Raw genomic sequence first — 20,222 nt, forward strand, 5'->3', positions numbered from 1 at the left:
CACGCCATGGCCACCGATCGCCAACATGCGGCTACCGGATGACACCGGTATCAATTACTTGTCGGCGACGGTGTGCCGCTGTGGCGCAGGCCCCATCCCAACCGAGAGAGCACCGCCATGACCGCATCGCGCTGGTTCCAGATCCCCGCCACCCTCGCCCTGGCCGGCGGCGCCATCGCCACCGCCTGGGCGCTGACCGGTACCGCCTCCAGGCCGCAACTGACCAGCTCGGAAGCGGCCAACCAGACCGTCGCCAAGCACCTGGCCCAGGCCGGCACCATCGGCGCGCTGACGACCGACAACTGGAACCCCAGCGCCGGCGTCGCCCTGCTCACGGCCGACTATGCAGTCGCCGCCGACGGCTCCACCCGCTACCGCACCGTGCAGGCCGCGGTCGATGCCGCGGTCGCGGCTGGCGGCACGATGCGGCGCTACATCAGCGTCAAGCCGGGCACCTACAAGGAAGTGGTCTGCGTGCCCGCGGCGGCGCCGCCGATCACCCTGTTCGGCCTGGGCAGCGCGCCGGCCAACACCACCATCAGCTTCGGCAACGCCAACCCGACGCCAAAACCCAGCGGCAGCGCCACCCACCCCTGCGCCAGCAACGCGGCCAGCACCACCGTCGGCACCTCCGACAGCGGCACCGTCACCGTGCGCGCGGCACAGTTCCAGGCGCGCAACCTGGCGATCGTCAACAGCTACGTCGAGGACACCTACGCCAGCAGCAACCAGTCGGCGGTGGCGCTGGCACTGCGCGGCGACAAGGCGGTGCTGGAGAACGTGGCGCTCACCGGCAACCAGGACACCCTGCTGGTCAGCGCCGGCAGCGCCAACACGGTGATTCGCGCGTTCTTCAAGGGCGGCAGCATCGAGGGCGATACCGACTTCATCTTCGGCTCGGGCGTGGCGGTGTTCTCCGGCAGCACCATCCGCTACACCGCCGCGCGCCGCGGCGCCGGCAACGGCGGGGTGATCTTCGCCCCCAGCACCCGCCCCGGCAGCGGCTACGGCTTCCTGGCCGTCGCCAGCACCTTCGACGCGGTCGGCAGCCCGTCGGCGAACACCGTGTACCTGGGCCGCGCCTGGGACGAGAGCGTCGGCAGCCTGTCCAACTACGTCAACGGCAGCTCGCCCAACGGCAAGGTGGTGATCCGCGAATCCACCTTGGGCGCGCACGTGCGCAAGAGCGCGCCATGGAACGCGTCCACGGTCGGCCGGCCGTATTGCAGCAGCGGCTGCACGCAATCGGCCAACCGCTTCTTCGAGTACGCCAACAGCGGTGCCGGCAGCGCCGACTAGGGCGCGCCGCCGCTCCCGCTCGGGCATCGCACGAGCACGCCGCAGCAAGCCGACATGCGTCTGCGCCCGGGGACGACGCGGCCCCGGGCGCGCGCAGGAGCGGCGCTGCGGACCGGCCCGGCGCTCAGCCCAGGCCGGCCCACCAGGCGCGCCACAGCGTGACCATCGCGCTCGGCGGCTTGCGCACGGCGCGGGCCTGCTGCCCGATCCGCGCACGCGCCAGCGCCGACACGATGCGCCGCGGCCGCGGCCCGGCCACGCGCCGCGGCCAGCGCTGCAGCAGGGCCTGCGCCCAGCGCTGCTGCGCCTGCGCCGCCTCGCCGCCGCGCAGCGACAGCGGCACCGCGGCGATGCCGGCGTCGGCCAGCCGCTGCGCCAGCACCTGCGTGGCCAGCGCCGCCGCCGCGTCGCGCTGTGCCTCGAACACCGCGCATTCGACCTGCGCCGCGGCCAGCGCGAACGGCTCCAGGCGCTCGTAGGCATGCGCCGGATCGGCCGCGGCCGCGCGCGAGGCGAGCAGCCCCGGCAAGGCCTCGGCCAACTGCGCCCATGGCGCTGCGACCGGCTCCAGCACCCGCCCCAGCGGATGCCGCGAGCGGCGACCGGCCCAGCTGCGCAATTCCTCGCCCCACCACGCCAGCTTGGCGTCGGCCGGCAGCGGATCGCCGGCGATGTTGAGGATGTCGTCGAATTCCTGCAGCAGCGCGAACCAGGCCACCGCGCGCGCGCGCTGCGGCGCCGGCACGAAGGTCTCGGCCACCGTCCATTCCGGCCAGCGGCTGCGCCATTTGTCGAGGAAGGCATCCAGGGCGGAGGTGCTGCTCATGCGATCGGGAAGTCCGGAAGGTCAGGGAAGCTGCGGCGCGCCCGGCCAGGCGCGCGCATCGAGCAAGTCGGCGGGCGCGGCGACCAGCGCATCGGCGCGCCAGGCCAGCGGATCCTCGCCGTCCAGGCGGTAGCCCCACAGCACCGCCACCGAGGCCATGCCGGCGGCGCGCGCGGCGAGGATGTCGCGTTCGTCGTCGCCGACGTAGGCGACCTGCGCCGGCGGCACCTCGATGCGCTGTGCGGCCACCTGCAGCGGCAGCGGGTGCGGCTTGCGCTCGGCCAGCGTGTCGCCGCCGATCAGCACCGCGCAGCGCCGTTCCCAGCCCAGCTGCGGCAGGATCAGCCGCGCCAGATATTCGGGCTTGTTGGTGACGATGCCCCACAGGCAGCCGGCGTCTTCCAGCCGCTGCAGCAACGCCGCGATGCCGTCGAACAACTGCGAATGCCGGCCGATCAGGGTTTCGTACTGGCGCAGGAAATCGGGAATCAGCGCATCGCGCGCGGCGGCCGGCAACTCGGGAAAGGCGACGCCCAGCATCGCCCGCGAACCCTTGGACACCACCGGGCGCAGCTGTTCCAGGGTCAGCGCGTCACGCCCGCGCTCGACCAGCAACGCATTGGCCGCGGCCAGCAGATCCGGCGCACTGTCCAGCAGCGTGCCATCCAGGTCGAACAGCACCGCGCGCGGGAATCCGTCGCGCGGCGGCTGTGCCGATTCCCTACTCCCCATTCCCGATTCCCGGCTTCACCGCACACGCCAGGTAATTCACCTCGGTGCGCGTGGACAGCCGCGCGCGGTTGCGCCACGGTTCGTACAGCATGCCGCTGACGTCGTGCAGCTGCAGCTCGGCCTGGCGCAGCCACGCCGCCAGCTCGGCCGGCTTGATGAAATCCTGGTAGCGGTGGGTGCCGGTGGGCAACAGCCGCGCCACGTACTCGGCGCCGACGATGGCCAGCGCGAACGCGGCCGGGGTGCGGTTGAGCGTGGACAGGAACAGCTGGCCGCCGGGCTTGAGCAAGGTCGCGCAGGCGCGCACGATCGCCGCCGGATCGGGCACGTGCTCGAGCATCTCCATGCAGGTGATCGCATCGAAGCTGCCCGGGCGCTCGGCGGCCAGGTCCTCGACCGACTGCACGCGGTAGTCGACCTCCACCCCGGATTCGAACTGGTGCAGCCGCGCCACCTTGACCAGCTCCGGCGACAGGTCGATCGCGGTGACCTGCGCGCCCTCCTTGGCCAGCGCCTCGCTGAGCAGGCCGCCGCCGCAGCCCACGTCGAGCACGCTGGCGCCGCGCAGCGGCAGCCGCTCGGCGACGTAGCGCAGGCGCACCGGGTTCAGCGCGTGCAGCGGTTTCTGGGGGCCGTCGGCGTCCCACCAACGGGTGGCCAGCGCGCCGAACTTGTCCAGTTCGGCCTGATCGAAGTTGGCGGACGTGTTGGAAGCGGAAGCGGTCATGGCGGCATCTCGGTTGGGCCGCGCGCGGATCGCGGCACGGCAGTAAAGCGGATCAGGCGTGCACGCTGCGGATGCGCTCGCGCCACTGCCGCGCGTTGGCGACCAGCGCGTCGGCGTCCATGTCCACCAGCATGCGCTGCTCGAGCTTGCGCTGGCCGGCGATCCACACGTCGCTGACCTGCTGCCGGCCGGCCGCATACACCAGCTGCGACAGCACGTTGTGCAGCGGCTGGGTCTCCAGCGCCGACAGGTCCACGCAGATCAGGTCGGCCTGCTTGCCGACCTCGATCGAACCGATCTTCTCGCCGAAGCCCAGCGCGCGCGCGCCGCCCAGCGTGGCCGCGCGCAGCGTGGTGGCCGCGTCCAGCGCGGTGGCGTCGTTGGCCACCGCCTTGGCCAGGATCGCCGCGGTGCGGTTCTCGCTGAACATGTCCAGGTCGTTGTTGCTGGCGCAGCCGTCGGTGCCGATCGCCAGGTTCACGCCCGCGCGCTGCAGCGCGCAGGCCGGGCAGAAGCCGGAGGCGAGCTTGAGGTTGGATTCGGGGCAATGCACCACGCTGACCCCGCGCTCGGCGCACAGGTGGATCTCCGCGTCGGTGAGCTGGGTCATGTGCACCGCGATCAGGCGGTCGTTGACCAGGCCGAGCCGGTCAAGCCGCGCCAGCGGGCGCTGGCCGTACTGCTTGAGCGAGTCGGCGATTTCCTGCGCGGTCTCGTGCGTGTGCAGGTGCACCGGCACGTCGAGCTGGTCGGACAGCATCCGCACCCGCTCGAAGTTGGCGTCGTTGACCGTGTACGGCGCGTGCGGGGCGAAGGCGATGCCGATCAGCGGATCGTCGCGCCACTGGTCGTGCACCTCGCAGGCGCGTTCGAAGTATTCGTCGGAGGTCTTGGCCCAGGCGGTCGGGAAATCGATGATCACCGTGCCCACCCGCGCGCGGAAACCGTGCTGCTTGTACACCGCGGCCTGCACGTCGGAGAAGAAGTAGTTCTCGTTGGCGCAGGTGGTGCCGCCGCGCAGCATCTCGGCGATCGCCAGCGCGGTGCCGTCGGCGACGAACTCCGGGCCGATCACCGCGGTCTCCACCGGCCAGATGTGCTGCTGCAGCCACACCATCAGCGGCAGGTCGTCGGCGATGCCGCGCAGCAGCGTCATCGGATTGTGGGTGTGCGCATTGACCAGGCCCGGCAGCAGCGCCGCGTCCGGACGCGACACCGTACGCGCGGCAGCGAAGCGCGCCTGCGCCTCGGCGCGCGGCAGCACCGCGACGATCTCGCTGCCGCGCACCGCCACCGCGTGGTCTTCCAGCACCACCGCATGCGGCTCGATCGGGACCACGTAGCCGGCTTCGATCAGCAGGTCGCAGGATTCGGGAATGGAGGTCATCGCACGCTCTTTGGAAATGGAAGGATCAGGCGGCCTGCGCCTGGCGAATGCGCCGCTGGTACACGCGCATCACGAGCCACTGCAACACGAACACCCCCAGGAAGCCCAGGCGTCCAAGCCACGGCGCCACCATTGCCAGCGGAATGCACAGCGCGAACACCACCGGTGCGACCGCCACGCGCAGCGTCATCGCCCGCGCCTGCAGCGCGCCCAGGCGCTGCGCCAGGCCCTCCTTGCGCACCGCATAGGCATGCAACAGGTAGGCGGCCAGGCCGATCGCGGCCAGATGCGCGCAATACACCGAGAACGCCTCGTGGCTGCCGAAATAGTCCGAATACAGCGCGGTGGAAAACGGCAGCAGGCCGATCAGCAGCAGCTGCAGCACGTTGAGCCAGATCAGCCGGTCGTCGAACTGGCGGATATGCCGGCACAGCTGCAGGTGCGACTTCCAGAACAGCGCGGTGACCAGGAAGCTCACCGCGAAGCCGATGAACAGCGGCAGCATCCGGTGCAGCGCGGCCAGGATGCCGCCGGCGGCCTCGACCTGCGCATGCCCCGGCACCTTGATCTCCACCGCCAGCAAGGTGATGGCGATGGCGAAGACCGCATCGCTGAAGAACACGACCCGGTCGTGCGGGTACTTGGCATCGGCGCTGTCGGCGTGGCTGGTCGTCACGGAAATTCCTGGAAGCGGGGTCGGCCGGCACCGCCCCGCGGCGATCCGGCATTGCAGTGCCTGGCCGCCGCACGCCAGCGCATGGGCACGCCCGCGGCCGGCTGCGGCCGCAGGCGCGTCGGCTTACTTGACGCGCGAGAAGTACTCGCCCGAGCGGGTATCGACCTTGATGATTTCGTCCTGGCCGACGAACAGCGGCACGCGCACCACCGCGCCGGTTTCCAGCGTGGCCGGCTTGCCGCCGCCGCCGGAGGTGTCGCCGCGCACGCCCGGGTCGGTCTCGACGATCTTCAGTTCGACGAAGTTCGGCGGGGTGACCTGGATCGGGGTGCCGTTCCACAGCGTCACCACGCAATCCTCCTCGCCCTTGATCCACTTGGCGGCGTCGCCGACGCCGACCTTGTCGGCCTGCACCTGCTCGAAGGTCTCCTGCTGCATGAAGTGCCAGTACTCGCCGTCGGTGTACAGGTACTGCATGTTGGTATCGACCACGTCGGCCGCTTCCACGCTGTCGGTCGCCTTCATGGTCATTTCGACCACGCGCCCGGACTTGATGAAACGGTACTTGATGCGGGTGAAGGCCTGGCCCTTGCCCGGCTTCACGTATTCGGTCTCGGTGATGATCGCGGGTTCGTTGTTGACCAGGATCTTCATCCCGGTCTTGACGTCGTTCATGCCGTAGCTGGCCATCTGAAACTCCTCGGGTAAGGCAAACCCGCCGCGTTCGGCGGCCGGCCGGATAGAATGGAAAGCCCCGCCGCAACCGGCGGGCACTCGTTTTATGACCGCATATGATAACCGCAGCCCCCCGCCCGATGCAGCCGTCCCCGTCCCCCGCCTTCCTGGCCCCGCCGCGCTGGCAGCAGCTGTGGCGCGATGCCGTGCGCGACCCGCGCGAGTTGCTGGCATTGCTGGGGCTGGACCCGCAGGCGCTCGGCGTCTCCGAACAGGCTGCGACGCAGTTCGCGCTGCGCGTGCCGCGCGGCTTCGTCGCACGCATGCGCCATGGCGACCCGCACGATCCGCTGCTGCGCCAGGTGCTGCCGATCGACGCCGAGCTGCGCCGGGTGCCGGGCTTCGCGCTGGACGCGGTCGGCGACGCCGCGGCCAAGAAGGCCGACGGGGTGATCCAGAAATACCGTGGCCGCGCGCTGCTGGTCGCCACCGGCAGCTGCGCGGTGCACTGCCGCTACTGCTTCCGCCGCCACTTCCCGTATGCCGAGGAGACCGCGGCGCGCGACAGCTGGCGCGAGGCGGTGGCGGCGATCGCCGCCGATCCGGACATCGACGAGGTGATCCTGTCCGGCGGCGACCCGCTGTCGCTGGCCACCTCCAAGCTGGTCGAGCTGAGCGAGGCGCTGGCGGCCATTCCACACCTCAAGCGCCTGCGTCTCCATAGCCGCCTGCCGGTGGTACTGCCCGAGCGCGTCGATGCGCCGCTGCTGGCCTGGCTGCGCACGCTGCCGTGGCCAGTGGCGTTCGTGATCCACGCCAACCACGCCAACGAATTCGACGCCAGCGTGGATGCCGCGCTGGCGCAGCTGCGCGGCACCGGCGCGCAACTGCTGAACCAGGCGGTGCTGCTGCGCGGGGTCAACGACAGCGTCGCTGCGCTGGCCGCCTTGAGCGAGCGCAGCTTCGCCGCCGGCGTGCTGCCCTACTACCTGCACCAATTGGACAAGGTCGAAGGCGTGGCCCATTTCGAAGTGGACGACGCCACCGCGCGTGCGCTGCACCAGGCCCTGGCCGCGCGGCTGTCCGGCTATCTGGTGCCGAAGCTGGTGCGCGAGATCCCTGGCGATACGGGCAAGCGCCCGTTGTAGGTTGAGCCGGGACTCGGGACGCGGGACCGGGGACCCGGAACAGCAAAAGCGGGGACGCCGGGAACGATGGCAACACCCCATTCCCTGGCACCCTTTACCGAATAAAAAAGTCGCCATCTACGCGGCCAATTTTATTAAGAGCCTTGCAGTACTGGCGCCCCACTCCTCCGAGTCCCGAGTCCCCGGTCCCGGCACTTCAGTTAGGCTGCGCATGCGGCCGCCGCTGCGCCGCGATGCTAGCGCTATCAAAGGGAGACCCCGATGCATGCCTTGACCAAGACCTGGCGCCGCCGGCGATGCCGCTTCGCACTCGTGGCGCTGCTTGCCGCGGCGGCAACCGCAGCGGTCGCGGCGGAGCCGCCAGCGGCCGCCGGCTCCAATCCGATCGTCCGCGACCGGTTCACCGCCGACCCGGCGCCCCTGGTGGTCGGCGACACGCTGTATCTGTACGTCGGCCACGACGAGGCGCAGCGCGACGAGATGTTCACCATGCGCGAGTGGCTGGTCTATTCGACCAGGGACATGAAGACCTGGACCGCGCATGCGCCGATCATGAACGTCAAGGATTTCAAGTGGGCCAAGCAGGATGCGTGGGCATCGCAGGCCATCGAGAAGAACGGCAAGTTCTATTTCTACGCGGCGGTGGAGCACGACGCCACGCATCCGGGCAAGGCGATCGCGGTGGCGGTCGCGGATACGCCGACCGGCCCGTTCGTGGACGCGCGCGGCTCGGCGCTGATCACCAACGAGATGACGCCCAAGGGCACGCACAGCTGGGAAGACATCGACCCGACCGTGCTGACCGACGACGACGGCAGCACCTGGATCGCCTGGGGCAACCGCCAGTGCTATCTGGCCAAGCTCAAGCCGAACATGATCGAACTCGACGGCCCGATCCGCGAGATCACCCCGCCGCATTTCGAGGAAGGCCCGTGGCTGCACAAGCGCGGCGATCTGTACTACCTGACCTACGCCTCGCTGGACCGGGCCACGCAACGCGACGAGCACGTGTCCTACTCGACCGCGCCGGCCATCACCGGGCCGTGGACCTATCGCGGCGAACTGACCGGCTCGGGCAAGTACAGCTTCACCATCCACCCGGGCATCGTCGAGTTCAAGCGGCACTGGTACCTGTTCCTGCACAACGCGACCCTGGCGATCGGCGACTTGAACGGCGCCATCGGCCGGCGCGCGGTGACGGTGGAGTACCTGCATTACAACCCGGACGGCACCATGCAACCGGTGCGGCAGAGCCAGGCCGGGGTGTCGATTCCCGACGTGGCGCGGTGAGGCACCGCCTTTCGTAGGAGCGGCTTCAGCCGCGACAGGCGTTACCGACAATGCCTGTCGCGGCTGAAGCCGCTCCTACAAAAAACGCGCGCGATCGTCCGAATCGGCACCGCGCCTAGTCGCGCGGCATGCCCTCGTTGGCCAGCAGTTGCCGGAACTCGGTGGCGCTGAGCGGATGGCTGAGCCAGAACCCCTGCCCCAGTTCGCAGCCCCGCTCGCGCAGCAGTTCGAACTGCACTTCCTGCTCGATGCCCTCGGCGACCACGGTGATGCCCAGCGAATGCGCCATGGCGATGATCGCGGTGGTCAGGGCCAGGTCGTCGGGATCGCGCTGCAGGTCGGCGACGAAGCTCTTGTCGATCTTGACCCCGTCCACCGGCACCTGGCGCAGGTGGCTCAGCCCGGAGAAGCCGGTGCCGAAGTCGTCCAGCCACACCTTGACCCCAGTGCGATGCAACCGCGCCAGCATGCTCGCGGCCTGCAGCTCGTCGCCGATCACCGCGGTCTCGGTCAGTTCCAGGTGCAGCTGCGCCGCCGGCAGCCCGGATTCGCGCAGGCAGTCGGCCACGATTTCCGGCAGGTCGCCGCTGCGCAGCTGCCGCGGCGACACGTTGACCGATACGAACAGGTCGCGGCTGCCGTCGAAGCGCTGCCATTGCGTGGCCTCCATGCAGGCCGCACGCAGCACCTTGGGGCCGATGCTCTCGATCAACCCGCTCTGCTCGGCCACGTCGATGAACACCGTCGGCGAGATCGTGCCCAGCGCCGGATGCTGCCAGCGCAGCAGCACTTCCACGCCGACCATGCGCCGGTCCAGGGTGCGGAAGATCGGCTGGTACACCAGCTTCAGTTCGTCGCGGTCCCAGGCGCCGCGCAACTCGTGCTCCATGTGCACGCGCCGCTCCACCGCATAGTCCATCGCGCGGCTGTAGAAACGGTGGCAGTTCTTGCCGGCCAACTTGGCCTGGTACATCGCGATGTCGCCGTTCTTCAACAGCGCCGAGGCGTCCTCGGCATCGCCGGGGTAGACGGTGATGCCGATCGAGGTGCCCATGAACACCTCGCGGTCCTGGATCCGCAGCGGCTCGCGCAGTTCCTGCACCAGGCGCTCGGCCAGGCCGGTGGCGACCTGCACCACGTGCTCGTCCTCGACCAGGATCACGAACTCGTCGCCGCCGAAGCGCGCCAGCAGCGCGTCGTGCCCGCCCAGCTGATCCACCGCCAGCTGGATGCGCCGCGCGAACTGCAGCAGCGCCTCGTCGCCGGCCTCGTGGCCGAGGGTGTCGTTGATCCGCTTGAAGTCGTCGATGTCGGCAAACAGCAGCGCCAGGCGCCGATGCGAGGCGCGCGCCGACAGCATGCGGTGGTCCAGCGCTTCGCGGAACGCGAGCCGGTTGGTCAGCCCGGTCAGGGCATCGGTATAGGCCATGTGGCGCACGTCGCGGTCGTGGCGCGCGATCGCCTCGCTCATGCGCCCGAACGCGCGCAGCAGTTCGCTGACCTCGTCGTGGCGGCCGCTGTCGCGGCGCTCCACCACGTAGTCGCCGGCCTCGATCTGGCGCGCGGCCGCGGCCAGCCAGCGCACCGGCGCCACCAGCGTGCGCTGCACGTAGATCGCCACCATCACCGCGGTCAGCCCCAGCGCCGCCAGCAGCAGCAACAGCCAGCCCAGATGGCGCTTGCCCAGCGCATCCAGGCGTTCGTCCAGGTTCTCGCCGGCCTTGCGCTCGTAGACCAGCGCCCGCGTCCAGGACATGCCCACGCGCACCCCGCCCACGCGCTGGTCGCCGATCATGATCGGCATCGACACGTCCAGGATCTCGTCGGATTCCTGCGCCAGCAGGCCGTTGGCCTTGATCGCCGCATCGGCCATCGGACCGCGCATGCGCTGGCCGTAGCCGGGCAGATCGTCGCTGCCGTCGTGGATCAGGCGGCCGTCGGCGTCGTACACCAGCACGTAGGCCACCGCCACGTAGCCCAGCGCCGCGCGCACCTGGGTGCCGATCGCGTCCAGGTCCGAGTAGTACACCGGATTGGCCAGCGAATCGGACAGCTGCCGCGCCAGGGTTTCGCCGCGGGTGCGCATGCTGCGGTCGAACAGGCCATGGATCACGTTGCCGCTGAGCGTGCGCACCTCGTTCTGCATCGCCGCCTGCCGCTCCAGCATCAACGCCAGGATCGCCATGATCAGCAACGCGGCCACGCCCATCGCCAGCAGGAACCTGGCCTGCAATCCGAAACGCAGCCTCTTCATTCGACTTCCAGCTTGACCTGCGCAACGCCGGCACGCAGCTGGTCCAGCCGCTTCTGCGAGGCCGGATCGACCGGGTAGAAGCCGGAGGTGCCGAAGAATTTGTGCAGCGCGGCGCTGCCCTGCGGGTCGTCGGCGGCTTCCAGCAACACCTCGCGCAGACGCGCCTCCACCGGCGAGGCCAGGTCGCTGCGCACCATCTCCACCGCGCGCGGGAACGGCTCGGTGCGGTAGATCACCCGGAAATCGCGGCGGAACGCGGGCGGCACGCGGCGGTCGTCGTCCCAGTCCAGGTTGCTCAGCGCGCCGGCGTCGACCAGGTGCTTGTGCACGTAGGAGGCGATGTTGAGCTCGGAGCGCGCGAACACGTAGCCGACCGTGTTCGCCGAGGCCTGATCCTTCGGCGAGAGCAGGATCTCCGGATGCAGATCGTGCTCGAACAGGGTCATCATCGGCACCAGGTAGGCGCTGGTGGACAAGGTGCTCTGCAGTGCCAGGGTGCGGCCCTGCAGGTCGTGCAGGGTGTGCACCGGCCCGTCGCGGCGCACGAAGAACACCGTGCGGTACTCGCGCACGCCGTTGCGCTCGGTCAGCAGCAGCGGCCGCACCCCGCCGCGCTGTTGCAGCGCCATCGCGGTGGCCGCGGTCTCGGTGACCCAGTCGACGCGGCCGCGGCGCAGGTAGCTGCTCATCTGCTGGCTGTCGCGGGCCATCAGGATCTGCCCGGAGGTGATGCCGACATCGCGCATGCGCGGCACCACGTAGTCCAGCAACGGCTTCAACTGCTCGTAATGGGCCTTGGGGTTGTCGCTGATGCGGCCCAGGACCAGCACCGTCGGACGCGCGTGCGCCAGCCCAGGCCAGCAGATCGCCAGCGCCAGCCACACCATGACGAAACGCCACCGCGGATTTTGCAAACCACATTCCCCATGTAGAGGCTGTAAGCCTAGCCGAAAGCGTCAGCCGGCGACAGCTGGTGACGCCGGGATTGGGGATTTGGGATTTGGGATTCGGGGCGGTCATGGCGCAGCAAGGGAGAGAACTTGCGGTGCGCTGCGACAAGCGATCCGTCGCCGACGACCGGAATCCCCGCTTTGCCGGGTCCCGAGTCCCGAGTCGCGAAACTAACTGCGCGCCTGGCCCGCCAGCCGCGCCATGCGCTGCGCATCGGACAGGATGCCGCGCAGCAGCCGCACTTCCTGCTCGGTCAGCGCGTTGCGCAGGAACAGCCGGCGCAGCTTGCGCATCGCCGAATCCGGCGCGCGGCCCTTGTGGAAGTCGATGTCGTCCAGGGTGTCGGCCAACTGCCCGAACAGGCCCTCCAGCTGCGCATGGCTGGCCGGCGCCTCGCGGAAACCGGGTTCCGCGGCGGCCGGCGCCGCGGCCTCGCCGCGCAGCAGCGCCAGACGCAGTTCGTAGGCCAGCACCTGCACCGCCGCGGCCAGGTTGAGCGAACTGAATGCGGGATCGGAGGGAATGTGCACCGCCGCGTGGCACAGCTGCAGTTCCTCGTTGGTCAGGCCGGTGCGCTCGCGCCCGAACACCAGCGCCACCTCGGCCTGCTCGGCGGCGGCGCTCACCAGCCGCTGCGCACCGTCCGCCGGCAGCAGTTCTTCCAGCGACACCCGCCGGCTGCGCGCGGTGCAGCCGAGCACCAGTTGGCAGTCGGCGACCGCCTCGGCCAGGGTGGCCAGCACCGGCGCCTGCTGCAGCACGTCCTCGGCGCCGGCCGAGCGCCGGTAGCCGTCCTCGTCGAGCGCGCGCTCCGGCGCCACCAGCACCAGCCGCGCCTGGCCCATGGTCTTCATCGCCCGCGCCGCCGCCCCGATATTGCCGGGGTGCTGGGTACCGACCAGGACGAAGCGGATGCGGGCGGATGCGGTCATGGCAGGAAGATGCGGAGCGAACGGGGCGTAGATGGTAAACTGTGCGGCCGGCCTTCGCGCCGGACTGTTCTTTTCCTCCGCCAGATCCTTCTCCGCCCTCTCGGGAGCCGTTGCCATGCAAAAACCCGCCGTCACCGTCATGGTCAAGGCCGCCCGCCTCGCCGGCAATGTGCTGTTGCGCCACATCAACCGGCTGGAAGCGCTGAACGTGGTGCAGAAGGACCGCATGGACTACGCCAGCGAAGTCGATGCCGACGCGGAGAAGGTGATCGTCAAGGAACTGCGCCGCGCCTATCCCGATTACGGGGTGATGGGCGAGGAAGGCGGCGTGCAGGGCGGCGGCCGCTACATGTGGGTGATCGACCCGCTCGACGGCACCAGCAACTACCTGCGCGGCTTCCCGCATTACTGCGTGTCGATCGCCCTGGTCGAAAACGGCGAGCCGATCGACGCGGTGATCTTCGATCCGCTGCGCAACGAGCTGTTCACCGCCAGCCGCGGCAACGGCGCGGTGCTCAACGACCGCCGCATCCGCGTCAGCGAGCGCAAGGAACTGAACGGGGCGATGGTCAACACCGGCTTCGCCCCGCGCGAACGCAAGCGCACCAGCGCCCAGCTCAAGTGCGTGGACGCGCTGATGGTCCAGGCCGAGGACATCCGCCGCACCGGCTCGGCCGCGCTGGACCTGGCCTACGTGGCCTGCGGCCGCACCGACGCCTACTTCGAGGCCGGGGTGAAGGCCTGGGACATCGCCGCCGGCGTGCTGCTGGTGCGCGAGGCCGGCGGCCGCATCACCGACTTCAAGGGCGCCACCCCGGGCCGCATCGACGACCGCGGCACCCCGCAGTACCAGATCGTGGCCGGCAACATCAAGGTCAGCGAAGCGCTGCAGAAGCTGATCGTCAATACGGGGTATGCGGCGGAGTTCGACGCGAAGTTTTGAGGGCTGGGAATGGGGAGTCGGGAATGGGGAATCGGAAAAGCGGTTTGCCGCCGACGTTGAGACGCTGAGAAATCCCCCCACAGCAACAAAAAAGCCGCGCAGATGCGCGGCTTTTTTTATGGGACTGTTTGAGGGCCAGGGAATCACGCCTTTGCGATTCCCCATTCCCGACTCCCCATTCCCAGCTTCTCAGGGCCTACGCGCCAACGCCTCGACGTCCTTGGTCTTGGGCAGCAGGTCCTGCTTGGTGACCTGGAACGGGCCGATCGACAGCAGCGGCACCGCCACGATCACCGAGGACACCACCACGATGATCGCGCCGATCATGTGGGTCAGCGCCAGGCCTTCCATCGAGTTGCCGCCGTACAGGTACAGCGCCAGCGCCGACAGGAAGAACATCACCGCGGTGATCACGGTGCGCGACAGGGTCTGGTTGATCGAGCGGTTCAGCACTTCCACCGGCTCCACGCGCAGGCTGCGGAAGTTCTCGCGCACGCGGTCGAACACCACGATGATGTCGTTGATCGCAAAGCCCATCACCGACAGCAGGCCGGCCAGCACGGTCAGGTCGAACTCGCGGCCGGTGAGCGAGATGTAGGCCACCGTCACCAGCAGGTCGAACAGCGCGGTCAGGCTGGCCACCACCGCGAACTTCCACTCGAAGCGGAAGCCGATGTAGATCAGGAAGCCGACCAGCATGAACAGGGTCGCGTAGACGCCGTTCAGCGCCAGGTCCTTGCCGACCTGCGGGCCGACGAATTCGCCCGGCTTCACCGTCGCCGGGTTCTCCGCGGTGGTCACCGCCTTGCGCACCTGCTCGGCGAGGTTCTTGGTCACGTCCTCGTTGTTGTGCTCGCCCTGCGGCTGCAGGCGGATCACGATCTCGTTGCCGCTGCCGACGTTCTGCACCTGCGCGTTCTCGAAGCCGGCGGTGGCCAACTGCTCGCGCACATGGTCGATGTCCACCGGCTTCTGGAAGCTGGTCTGCACCAGCGCGCCGCCGGTGAATTCCAACGCGTAGTTGAAGCCCTTGGCGAAGATCACCCCGAGCGACGCCACCGCCAGCACCAGCATCAGCACCAGGGTCGGACGCCGCCAACGCATGAAGTCGATCTTGGTGTCGTTCGGGATCAGATGAAGCGGGAAGATTTTCATGGAGACATGCTCTTCAATTTTTTGGACCCCGCACATCGATGGGCGGGCTCTTGCGAAGGACTCGCATTGTTCATCCCCTGCGCAGCGATGCGCAGGGTCGTGCGAAGGATTCGCGTGCGGCTCAGATCGCCAGCGACTTGAGCTTCTTGCGACGGCTGTAGATCAGCGTCGCCAGCGCGCGCGACACGGTGATCGCGGTGAACATCGAAGCGAAGATGCCGATGATCATGGTCAACGCGAATCCCTTCAGCGGGCCGGTCCCGAACGCATACAGGGCCACGCCGACGATCAGGCCGGTGAGGTTGGCGTCGAGAATGGTGCCGCCCGCCTTGTCGTAGCCGGCCACGATCGCCGACTTCGGCGGGACGCCCAGCCGCAGCTCCTCGCGGATACGTTCGTTGATCAGCACGTTGGCGTCCACCGACAGGCCGACCGACAGGGCCAGGCCGGCGAAGCCGGGCAAGGTCATGGTGGCGCCGAACAGCGACATCACCGAGACCACAATCAGCAGGTTCATCAGCAGCGCCACCGAGGTGATCGCGCCGAACATGCGGTAGTACACGCCGAAGAACACCAGGGTGAACAGGAACGCGTACAGCACCGCGGTGACGCCGCGTTCGACGTTCTCCGCACCCAGGCTCGGGCCGATCACGTATTCCTCGACGAAGTCCATCGGCGCGGCCAGCGAACCGGCGCGCAGCAGCTTGGCCAGGTTCTCGGCCTCGACCTTCTCCAGGCCGGTGGTCTGGAAGTTCTTGCCGAACACGCCGGCGATGCGGGTCGGCGCCAGGGCTTCTTCCTTGACCCGCACGCTGCGCACTTCCTTGCCGTCGACCATGCTCACGGTCGGGATGCGCTCGATGTAGACCACCGACATCAGCTTGCCGGTGTTGGCGCTGGTGTAGTCGAACATGCGCTGGCCGGCGACGTTGTTGAGCGTGACCGACACCGCCGGCAGGCCGTTCTGGTCGTTGCTGACGGTGGCGTTGACCATCTGGTCGCCGGACACCAGCACGCGCTTGTTCAGCAGCACCGGGGCACCGCTGTCGCGCAGGCGGAACACCTTGGCCTCCGGCGGGATGTTGCCGGTGCGCACTGCGTCCTCGGCATTGCCCTCGACCACGCCGCGGAACTCCAGCGTGGCGGTGGCGCCGATCATGCGCTTGGCCTCGGCGGTGTCCTGCACGCCCGGCAGTTCGACCACGATGCGGTCTTCGCCCTGGCGCTGGATGATCGGCTCGGCCACGCCCAGCTGATTGACGCGGTTGCGCAGCGTGGTCAGGTTCTGCTCGATCGCGCCGGCGGCGATCTGCTTGAGCTCGGCGTCGGGCACGCTGACCGCGATGGTCTGCCCGGATACGGCATAGCTCAGCGTCGGCTGCGCCTTGGCCAGCGCGGCACGCGCGGCGTTGACGTCGGCGCCCTCGCCCAGGCCGACCTGGATGCTGTTGTCGGCACGGCGCTCGACCGAGCGGTAGGCAATGCGGCTGTCGCGCAGCGTGGTGCGGATGTCCTCGGCGAAGGCGTCCAGGCGCTTGTCCAGCGCCGCCTTCTGGTCCACCTGCAGCGCGAAGTGCACGCCGCCGACCAGGTCCAGGCCCAGCACCATCGGCTTGCCGCCGATCGCCGACAGCCACTGCGGCACGGTCGAGGCCAGGTTCAGCGCCACCGTGTAGTTCTCGCCCACCTGCTGGCGCAGGATGTCGTTGGCGCGGGTCTGCGCCTGCAGGCTCGGCAGGCGCACCATCAGGCTGTCGCCCTCCTTGGCCACCGACTTGGGAGTGATCCCGGCCGCCTTCAGTTCGGCGCTGACCCGCTCGCGCAGGGCCTCGTCGAGCTGGCCGCCGCGGCTGGCGGTGATCTGTACCGAGGGGTCCTTCTGGTAGACGTTGGGCAGCGCGTACAACGCACTGAACGCCAGCACGATCAGGATGAGGAAATACTTCCAGCGCGGAAACTCGAGCATTGCAGGACCCCGCGCGACGCCACGCCGGCGCCGCGCCTAGCAGTAAGAGAAATGGATCAGGCGGACTTCAGCGTGCCCTTGGGCAGCACGTTGCCGATGGCGCCCTTCTGCACGCGGATGCGCACGTTGTCGGCGATTTCCACGGTGATGAAGTTGTCGCCGATGTCGGTGACCACGCCGGCCACGCCGCCGGAGGTGATGACCTCGTCGCCGCGGCCGAGCTTGTCCAGCATCGACTTGTGCTCCTTCTGCCGCTTCATCTGCGGGCGGATCATCACGAAGTACATCACCGCGATCAGGATGATCGGCAGCAGGAACATCTGCATGCCGCCGCCAGCGGCAGGAGCGGCACCGGCGGTCTGCGCCTGGGCTACGGGAATCAGGAAATCGAGCGGGTTCATCGGTGTGTCCTATGGTTTGGGCAGCCCGTCGCCGGTGAAGGCGCGGACTGCTGGTTTGTCGCCGGAGGCGGCAAGCAGCCGCCGATTATGCCACGATCTCCCCTTACGCCCGGAACGACCGTCGCGCCCTGCCTTCTCCCACCGGCAGCAAGCCCCCTTCTCGGCGGAAGGTGCTGCGCAGCGGCGGATGAGGGTACGGGCAAAGCTTCCTGTGCTTTCGATGCTCGCGAGGCTGCGCCCGTACCCTCACCCCAACCCCTCTCCCGACGGGAGAGGGGCTTATTCCCGCTACGACAGGCCGCCGCCACTTACTGAAGCAGGCCGCAGCCCCCCCCTTCTCCCACCGGGAGAAGGTGCCGCGCAGCGGCGGATGAGGGTACGGGCGCAGCCTCGTGTGCTTTCGATGCCCGCGAGGCTGCGCCCCGTACCCTCACCCCAACCCCTCTCCCGGGGGGAGAGGGGCTTTATCCCTGCTCCGATGGGAGTGGCGTTGCTTCCACGCCTCGTGCCGCATAGAAGGACCGCCGGAACTGGGCAAAGGTTCCCGCGGCGATCGCCGCGCGCATGTCGGCCATCAGCTTCTGGTAGTACCAGAGGTTGTGCAGGGTGCCCAGCATCGGCGCCAGCATCTCGTTGCAGCGGTCCAGATGGCGCAGGTAGGAGCGGGTATAGCCGCCGCTGCAGGCGTGGCAGCCGCAGCCCGGCTCGATCGGCGCCAGGTCGCGCTCGTAGCGGGCGTTGCGGATGCGTACGGTGCCGAACGAGGTGAAATAGTGGCCGTTGCGCGCGTTGCGGGTCGGCATCACGCAGTCGAACATGTCCACGCCGCGGGCCACGCCCTCGACCAGGTCCTCCGGCCGCCCTACCCCCATCAGGTAGCGCGGCCGGTCGGCCGGCAGCCGCGGATGCAGGTGTTCGAGCATCGCGTTGCGCTCGTGCTCCGGCTCGCCCACCGCCAGCCCGCCGATCGCGTAGCCGTCGAAGCCGATCGCCTGCAGGCCCTCGATCGAGCGCGTGCGCAGGTCCGCATGCACGCCGCCCTGGACGATGCCGAACAGCGCGGCGTCGTTGCTCAAGGCCTCGTGCGCATCGCGCGAGCGCTGCGCCCAGCGCAGGCTCAGCTCCATCGAGCGGCGCGCCACGTCCTCGGTGGCCGGGTACGGGGTGCACTCGTCGAAGATCATCACGATGTCCGAGTCGAGCACCTTCTGGATCCGCATGCTCTCCTCGGGGCCCAGGAACACCTTGGCGCCGTCGGTCGGCGAAGCGAAGGTCACCCCCTGCTCGCTGATCTTGCGCCGGTGCGCCAGCGAGAACACCTGGAAACCGCCCGAATCGGTCAGGATCGGCCCGTCCCAGCGGGCGAAGCCGTGCAGACCGCCGTGGTCGCCGATCACGTCCAGTCCCGGCCGCAGGTACAGGTGGAAGGTATTGCCGAGGATGATCTGCGCGCCCAGCGCCTTGATCTGCTCGGGCAGCACGCCCTTGACCGAACCGTAGGTCCCGACCGGCATGAACGCCGGGGTTTCCACCGTGCCGCGCGGAAAGGTCAGGCGGCCGCGGCGCGCGGCGCCGTCGGTGGTGTCTAGCTGGAACTGCAATCGGGACATTGAAAGGCCGGGAATAGAGAATCGGAAATCGGGAGTGGCAACGGCAACGGACGGAGCAATGGCTTGTGCTTTCTACGATTCCCCATTCCCCATTCCCGTTTCCCCGCCCCACAGCAACATCGCATCGCCATAGCTGAAGAAGCGGTAGCGCTGTTCGATCGCATGCCGGTACGCGTCGAAGATGCGTTCGCGGCCGGCGAAGGCCGAGACCATCATCAGCAGCGTGCTTTCCGGCAGGTGGAAGTTGGTGACCATCGCATCGACGCTGCGGATGCGGTAGCCGGGCAGGATGAAGATCTGGGTTTCGCCGGCGAACGGATGCAGTTCGCCGTCCTTCGATGCGCTCTCCAGCGCGCGCACCACCGTGGTCCCGACGGCGATCACGCGGCCGCCGGCGGCGCGCGTGCGCCGGACCTGCTCGACCAGGCTGGCGCCGACGTTGAGCCATTCGCGATGCATCACGTGCTGCGCGAGCGCCTCCACCCGCACCGGCTGGAAGGTGCCTGCGCCCACGTGCAGGGTGACATGGCCGACGCTCACGCCGCGCGCCTGCAGCGCCTCCAGCAACGGCGCATCGAAATGCAGGCCGGCGGTCGGCGCGGCGACCGCGCCGGCCTCGCGCGCGAACACGGTCTGGTAGCGTTCGCGGTCGTCCAGGCCGGGTTCGCGGCGGATGTACGGGGGCAACGGCAGGCGCCCGGCCTGTTGCAGCCACGCCTCCAGCGTGTCGGGCACGTGGAATTGCAGCACGTAGAACTCGCCATCGCGGTCCAGCACCTCGGCCTCGCCGCCGGCATCCAGGGCGATGCGCGCCCCGGCCTTCGGCGACTTGCTCACCCCCAGCTGCGCGCGCGCGCGCTGGCCGCCGAGCAGGCGCTCGATCAGGATCTCCACGCGACCGCCGCTGCTCTTGTTGCCGAACAGCCGCGCCGGGATCACCCGGGTATCGTTGAACACCAGCAGATCGCCCGGCTGCAACAGCTCGGGCAGATCGCGCACCTGGCGATCGGCGAACGGCGCCGGCGCCGGCGGCACCAGCAGCAGGCGGCTGGCGGAACGTTCGGCCAGCGGCGCCTGCGCGATCAGTTCCTCGGGCAGCTCGTAGCGGAAATCGGACTTCTTCAAGGCCGGCGTATCACAGTGCAGGTGGCCGGTCATTGTAGCTGGAGGGCCGGGATTGGGGATTCGGGATTGGGGATTGGGTAAAGCGGAGCAGGCATTGCGCTTTTGCGAATCCCCAATCCCGAATC

Annotated in this window: 18 protein-coding genes; 4 read left to right on the forward strand and 14 right to left on the reverse strand. The window is 69.0% G+C overall.

What is annotated here, in order from left to right; genetic code table 11:
* Positions 1–117 precede the first annotated feature (117 nt).
* Complete coding sequence (locus tag AB8810_RS14945) at positions 118–1,299, forward strand: putative acyl-CoA thioester hydrolase (protein WP_369914075.1); 1,182 nt, start codon at positions 118–120, stop codon at positions 1,297–1,299.
* Positions 1,300–1,423: 124 nt separating this feature from the next.
* Here AB8810_RS14945 and AB8810_RS14950 read toward each other — a convergent pair whose 3' ends face one another.
* The 6 genes from AB8810_RS14950 to efp all read right to left on the reverse strand — a co-directional run bounded on the left by AB8810_RS14950 (position 1,424) and on the right by efp (position 6,337).
* Complete coding sequence (locus tag AB8810_RS14950) at positions 1,424–2,125, reverse strand: phytoene/squalene synthase family protein (RefSeq protein ID WP_369914076.1); 702 nt, start codon at positions 2,123–2,125, stop codon at positions 1,424–1,426.
* Positions 2,126–2,146: 21 nt separating this feature from the next.
* Positions 2,147–2,857, reverse strand: coding sequence for a phosphoglycolate phosphatase (locus AB8810_RS14955; RefSeq protein WP_369914077.1), 711 nt, complete (start codon positions 2,855–2,857; stop codon positions 2,147–2,149).
* Positions 2,847–3,584 carry a bifunctional 2-polyprenyl-6-hydroxyphenol methylase/3-demethylubiquinol 3-O-methyltransferase UbiG gene (gene ubiG, locus AB8810_RS14960; protein ID WP_179563924.1) on the reverse strand — a complete coding sequence of 246 codons (738 nt, stop codon included), beginning with the start codon at positions 3,582–3,584 and terminating at the stop codon, positions 2,847–2,849. Before ubiG ends, AB8810_RS14955 begins: the two co-directional genes overlap by 11 nt.
* 52 nt (positions 3,585–3,636) lie before the next feature.
* Positions 3,637–4,971, reverse strand: coding sequence for a TRZ/ATZ family hydrolase (locus AB8810_RS14965; RefSeq protein ID WP_179563923.1), 1,335 nt, complete (start codon positions 4,969–4,971; stop codon positions 3,637–3,639).
* 25 nt (positions 4,972–4,996) lie between these two features.
* Positions 4,997–5,647 carry a TMEM175 family protein gene (locus tag AB8810_RS14970; RefSeq protein ID WP_206228547.1) on the reverse strand — a complete coding sequence of 217 codons (651 nt, stop codon included), beginning with the start codon at positions 5,645–5,647 and terminating at the stop codon, positions 4,997–4,999.
* Positions 5,648–5,770: 123 nt separating this feature from the next.
* Positions 5,771–6,337 (reverse strand): elongation factor P, encoded by a 567-nt coding sequence (gene efp / locus AB8810_RS14975; RefSeq protein ID WP_179563921.1) that lies wholly within the window; start codon positions 6,335–6,337, stop codon positions 5,771–5,773.
* A 101-nt stretch (positions 6,338–6,438) separates the two neighbouring features.
* On the opposite strand from efp, the gene epmB reads away from it, so the two are divergent.
* Both epmB and AB8810_RS14985 read left to right on the forward strand, forming a co-directional pair.
* Complete coding sequence (epmB, locus tag AB8810_RS14980) at positions 6,439–7,470, forward strand: EF-P beta-lysylation protein EpmB (protein ID WP_369914078.1); 1,032 nt, start codon at positions 6,439–6,441, stop codon at positions 7,468–7,470.
* A gap of 261 nt (positions 7,471–7,731) precedes the next feature.
* Positions 7,732–8,760: a glycoside hydrolase family 43 protein gene (locus AB8810_RS14985; protein WP_369914079.1), complete on the forward strand. Its 1,029-nt coding sequence runs from the start codon at positions 7,732–7,734 to the stop codon at positions 8,758–8,760.
* 115 nt (positions 8,761–8,875) lie between these two features.
* Here the strand turns inward: AB8810_RS14985 and AB8810_RS14990 are convergent, their stop codons facing one another.
* The 3 genes from AB8810_RS14990 to AB8810_RS15000 form a co-directional block, all read right to left on the reverse strand.
* The gene (locus tag AB8810_RS14990; RefSeq protein WP_191824655.1) at positions 8,876–11,014 is read right to left on the reverse strand and encodes a bifunctional diguanylate cyclase/phosphodiesterase; all 2,139 of its coding nucleotides are present in this window, start codon (positions 11,012–11,014) and stop codon (positions 8,876–8,878) included.
* Positions 11,011–11,901: a phosphate/phosphite/phosphonate ABC transporter substrate-binding protein gene (locus AB8810_RS14995; protein WP_191824838.1), complete on the reverse strand. Its 891-nt coding sequence runs from the start codon at positions 11,899–11,901 to the stop codon at positions 11,011–11,013. Before AB8810_RS14995 ends, AB8810_RS14990 begins: the two co-directional genes overlap by 4 nt.
* A gap of 234 nt (positions 11,902–12,135) precedes the next feature.
* Positions 12,136–12,897 carry an RNA methyltransferase gene (locus tag AB8810_RS15000; protein WP_179563917.1) on the reverse strand — a complete coding sequence of 254 codons (762 nt, stop codon included), beginning with the start codon at positions 12,895–12,897 and terminating at the stop codon, positions 12,136–12,138.
* 115 nt (positions 12,898–13,012) lie between these two features.
* On the opposite strand from AB8810_RS15000, the gene AB8810_RS15005 reads away from it, so the two are divergent.
* Positions 13,013–13,840, forward strand: coding sequence for an inositol monophosphatase family protein (locus tag AB8810_RS15005; protein WP_179563916.1), 828 nt, complete (start codon positions 13,013–13,015; stop codon positions 13,838–13,840).
* A gap of 189 nt (positions 13,841–14,029) precedes the next feature.
* Here the strand turns inward: AB8810_RS15005 and secF are convergent, their stop codons facing one another.
* From secF to queA, 5 genes are all read right to left on the reverse strand, one after another.
* Positions 14,030–14,995 carry a protein translocase subunit SecF gene (gene secF / locus AB8810_RS15010; RefSeq protein ID WP_179563915.1) on the reverse strand — a complete coding sequence of 322 codons (966 nt, stop codon included), beginning with the start codon at positions 14,993–14,995 and terminating at the stop codon, positions 14,030–14,032.
* Positions 14,996–15,116: 121 nt separating this feature from the next.
* Positions 15,117–16,961 (reverse strand): protein translocase subunit SecD, encoded by a 1,845-nt coding sequence (gene secD, locus AB8810_RS15015; protein WP_179563914.1) that lies wholly within the window; start codon positions 16,959–16,961, stop codon positions 15,117–15,119.
* A 56-nt stretch (positions 16,962–17,017) separates the two neighbouring features.
* A complete protein-coding gene (gene yajC / locus AB8810_RS15020; RefSeq protein ID WP_145700623.1) occupies positions 17,018–17,362 on the reverse strand; it encodes a preprotein translocase subunit YajC in 345 nt (114 codons plus the stop codon).
* Between the two features lie 464 nt (positions 17,363–17,826).
* Complete coding sequence (tgt, locus tag AB8810_RS15025; RefSeq protein ID WP_179563913.1) at positions 17,827–18,972, reverse strand: tRNA guanosine(34) transglycosylase Tgt; 1,146 nt, start codon at positions 18,970–18,972, stop codon at positions 17,827–17,829.
* Positions 18,973–19,044: 72 nt separating this feature from the next.
* Complete coding sequence (queA, locus tag AB8810_RS15030) at positions 19,045–20,097, reverse strand: tRNA preQ1(34) S-adenosylmethionine ribosyltransferase-isomerase QueA (protein ID WP_369914080.1); 1,053 nt, start codon at positions 20,095–20,097, stop codon at positions 19,045–19,047.
* Positions 20,098–20,222: the final 125 nt, after the last annotated feature.

It is taken from the genome of Xanthomonas sp. NCPPB 3005, assembly GCF_041228095.2.
In the GTDB taxonomy this organism is placed as follows: Bacteria; Pseudomonadota; Gammaproteobacteria; order Xanthomonadales; family Xanthomonadaceae; genus Xanthomonas_A; species Xanthomonas_A bonasiae.

Coding starts and splice junctions, on each gene's coding strand:
- ubiG (WP_179563924.1), bottom strand. CDS start 3,584: ATGACCGCTTCCGCTTCCAACACGTCCGCCAACTTCGATCAGGCCGAA.
- AB8810_RS14950 (WP_369914076.1), bottom strand. CDS start 2,125: ATGAGCAGCACCTCCGCCCTGGATGCCTTCCTCGACAAATGGCGCAGC.
- AB8810_RS15000 (WP_179563917.1), bottom strand. CDS start 12,897: ATGACCGCATCCGCCCGCATCCGCTTCGTCCTGGTCGGTACCCAGCAC.
- yajC (WP_145700623.1), bottom strand. CDS start 17,362: ATGAACCCGCTCGATTTCCTGATTCCCGTAGCCCAGGCGCAGACCGCC.
- AB8810_RS15005 (WP_179563916.1), top strand. CDS start 13,013: ATGCAAAAACCCGCCGTCACCGTCATGGTCAAGGCCGCCCGCCTCGCC.
- epmB (WP_369914078.1), top strand. CDS start 6,439: ATGATAACCGCAGCCCCCCGCCCGATGCAGCCGTCCCCGTCCCCCGCC.
- AB8810_RS14945 (WP_369914075.1), top strand. CDS start 118: ATGACCGCATCGCGCTGGTTCCAGATCCCCGCCACCCTCGCCCTGGCC.
- AB8810_RS14985 (WP_369914079.1), top strand. CDS start 7,732: ATGCATGCCTTGACCAAGACCTGGCGCCGCCGGCGATGCCGCTTCGCA.
- AB8810_RS14955 (WP_369914077.1), bottom strand. CDS start 2,857: ATGGGGAGTAGGGAATCGGCACAGCCGCCGCGCGACGGATTCCCGCGC.
- AB8810_RS14965 (WP_179563923.1), bottom strand. CDS start 4,971: ATGACCTCCATTCCCGAATCCTGCGACCTGCTGATCGAAGCCGGCTAC.
- tgt (WP_179563913.1), bottom strand. CDS start 18,972: ATGTCCCGATTGCAGTTCCAGCTAGACACCACCGACGGCGCCGCGCGC.
- secF (WP_179563915.1), bottom strand. CDS start 14,995: ATGAAAATCTTCCCGCTTCATCTGATCCCGAACGACACCAAGATCGAC.
- efp (WP_179563921.1), bottom strand. CDS start 6,337: ATGGCCAGCTACGGCATGAACGACGTCAAGACCGGGATGAAGATCCTG.
- AB8810_RS14995 (WP_191824838.1), bottom strand. CDS start 11,901: ATGGTGTGGCTGGCGCTGGCGATCTGCTGGCCTGGGCTGGCGCACGCG.
- AB8810_RS14990 (WP_191824655.1), bottom strand. CDS start 11,014: ATGAAGAGGCTGCGTTTCGGATTGCAGGCCAGGTTCCTGCTGGCGATG.
- secD (WP_179563914.1), bottom strand. CDS start 16,961: ATGCTCGAGTTTCCGCGCTGGAAGTATTTCCTCATCCTGATCGTGCTG.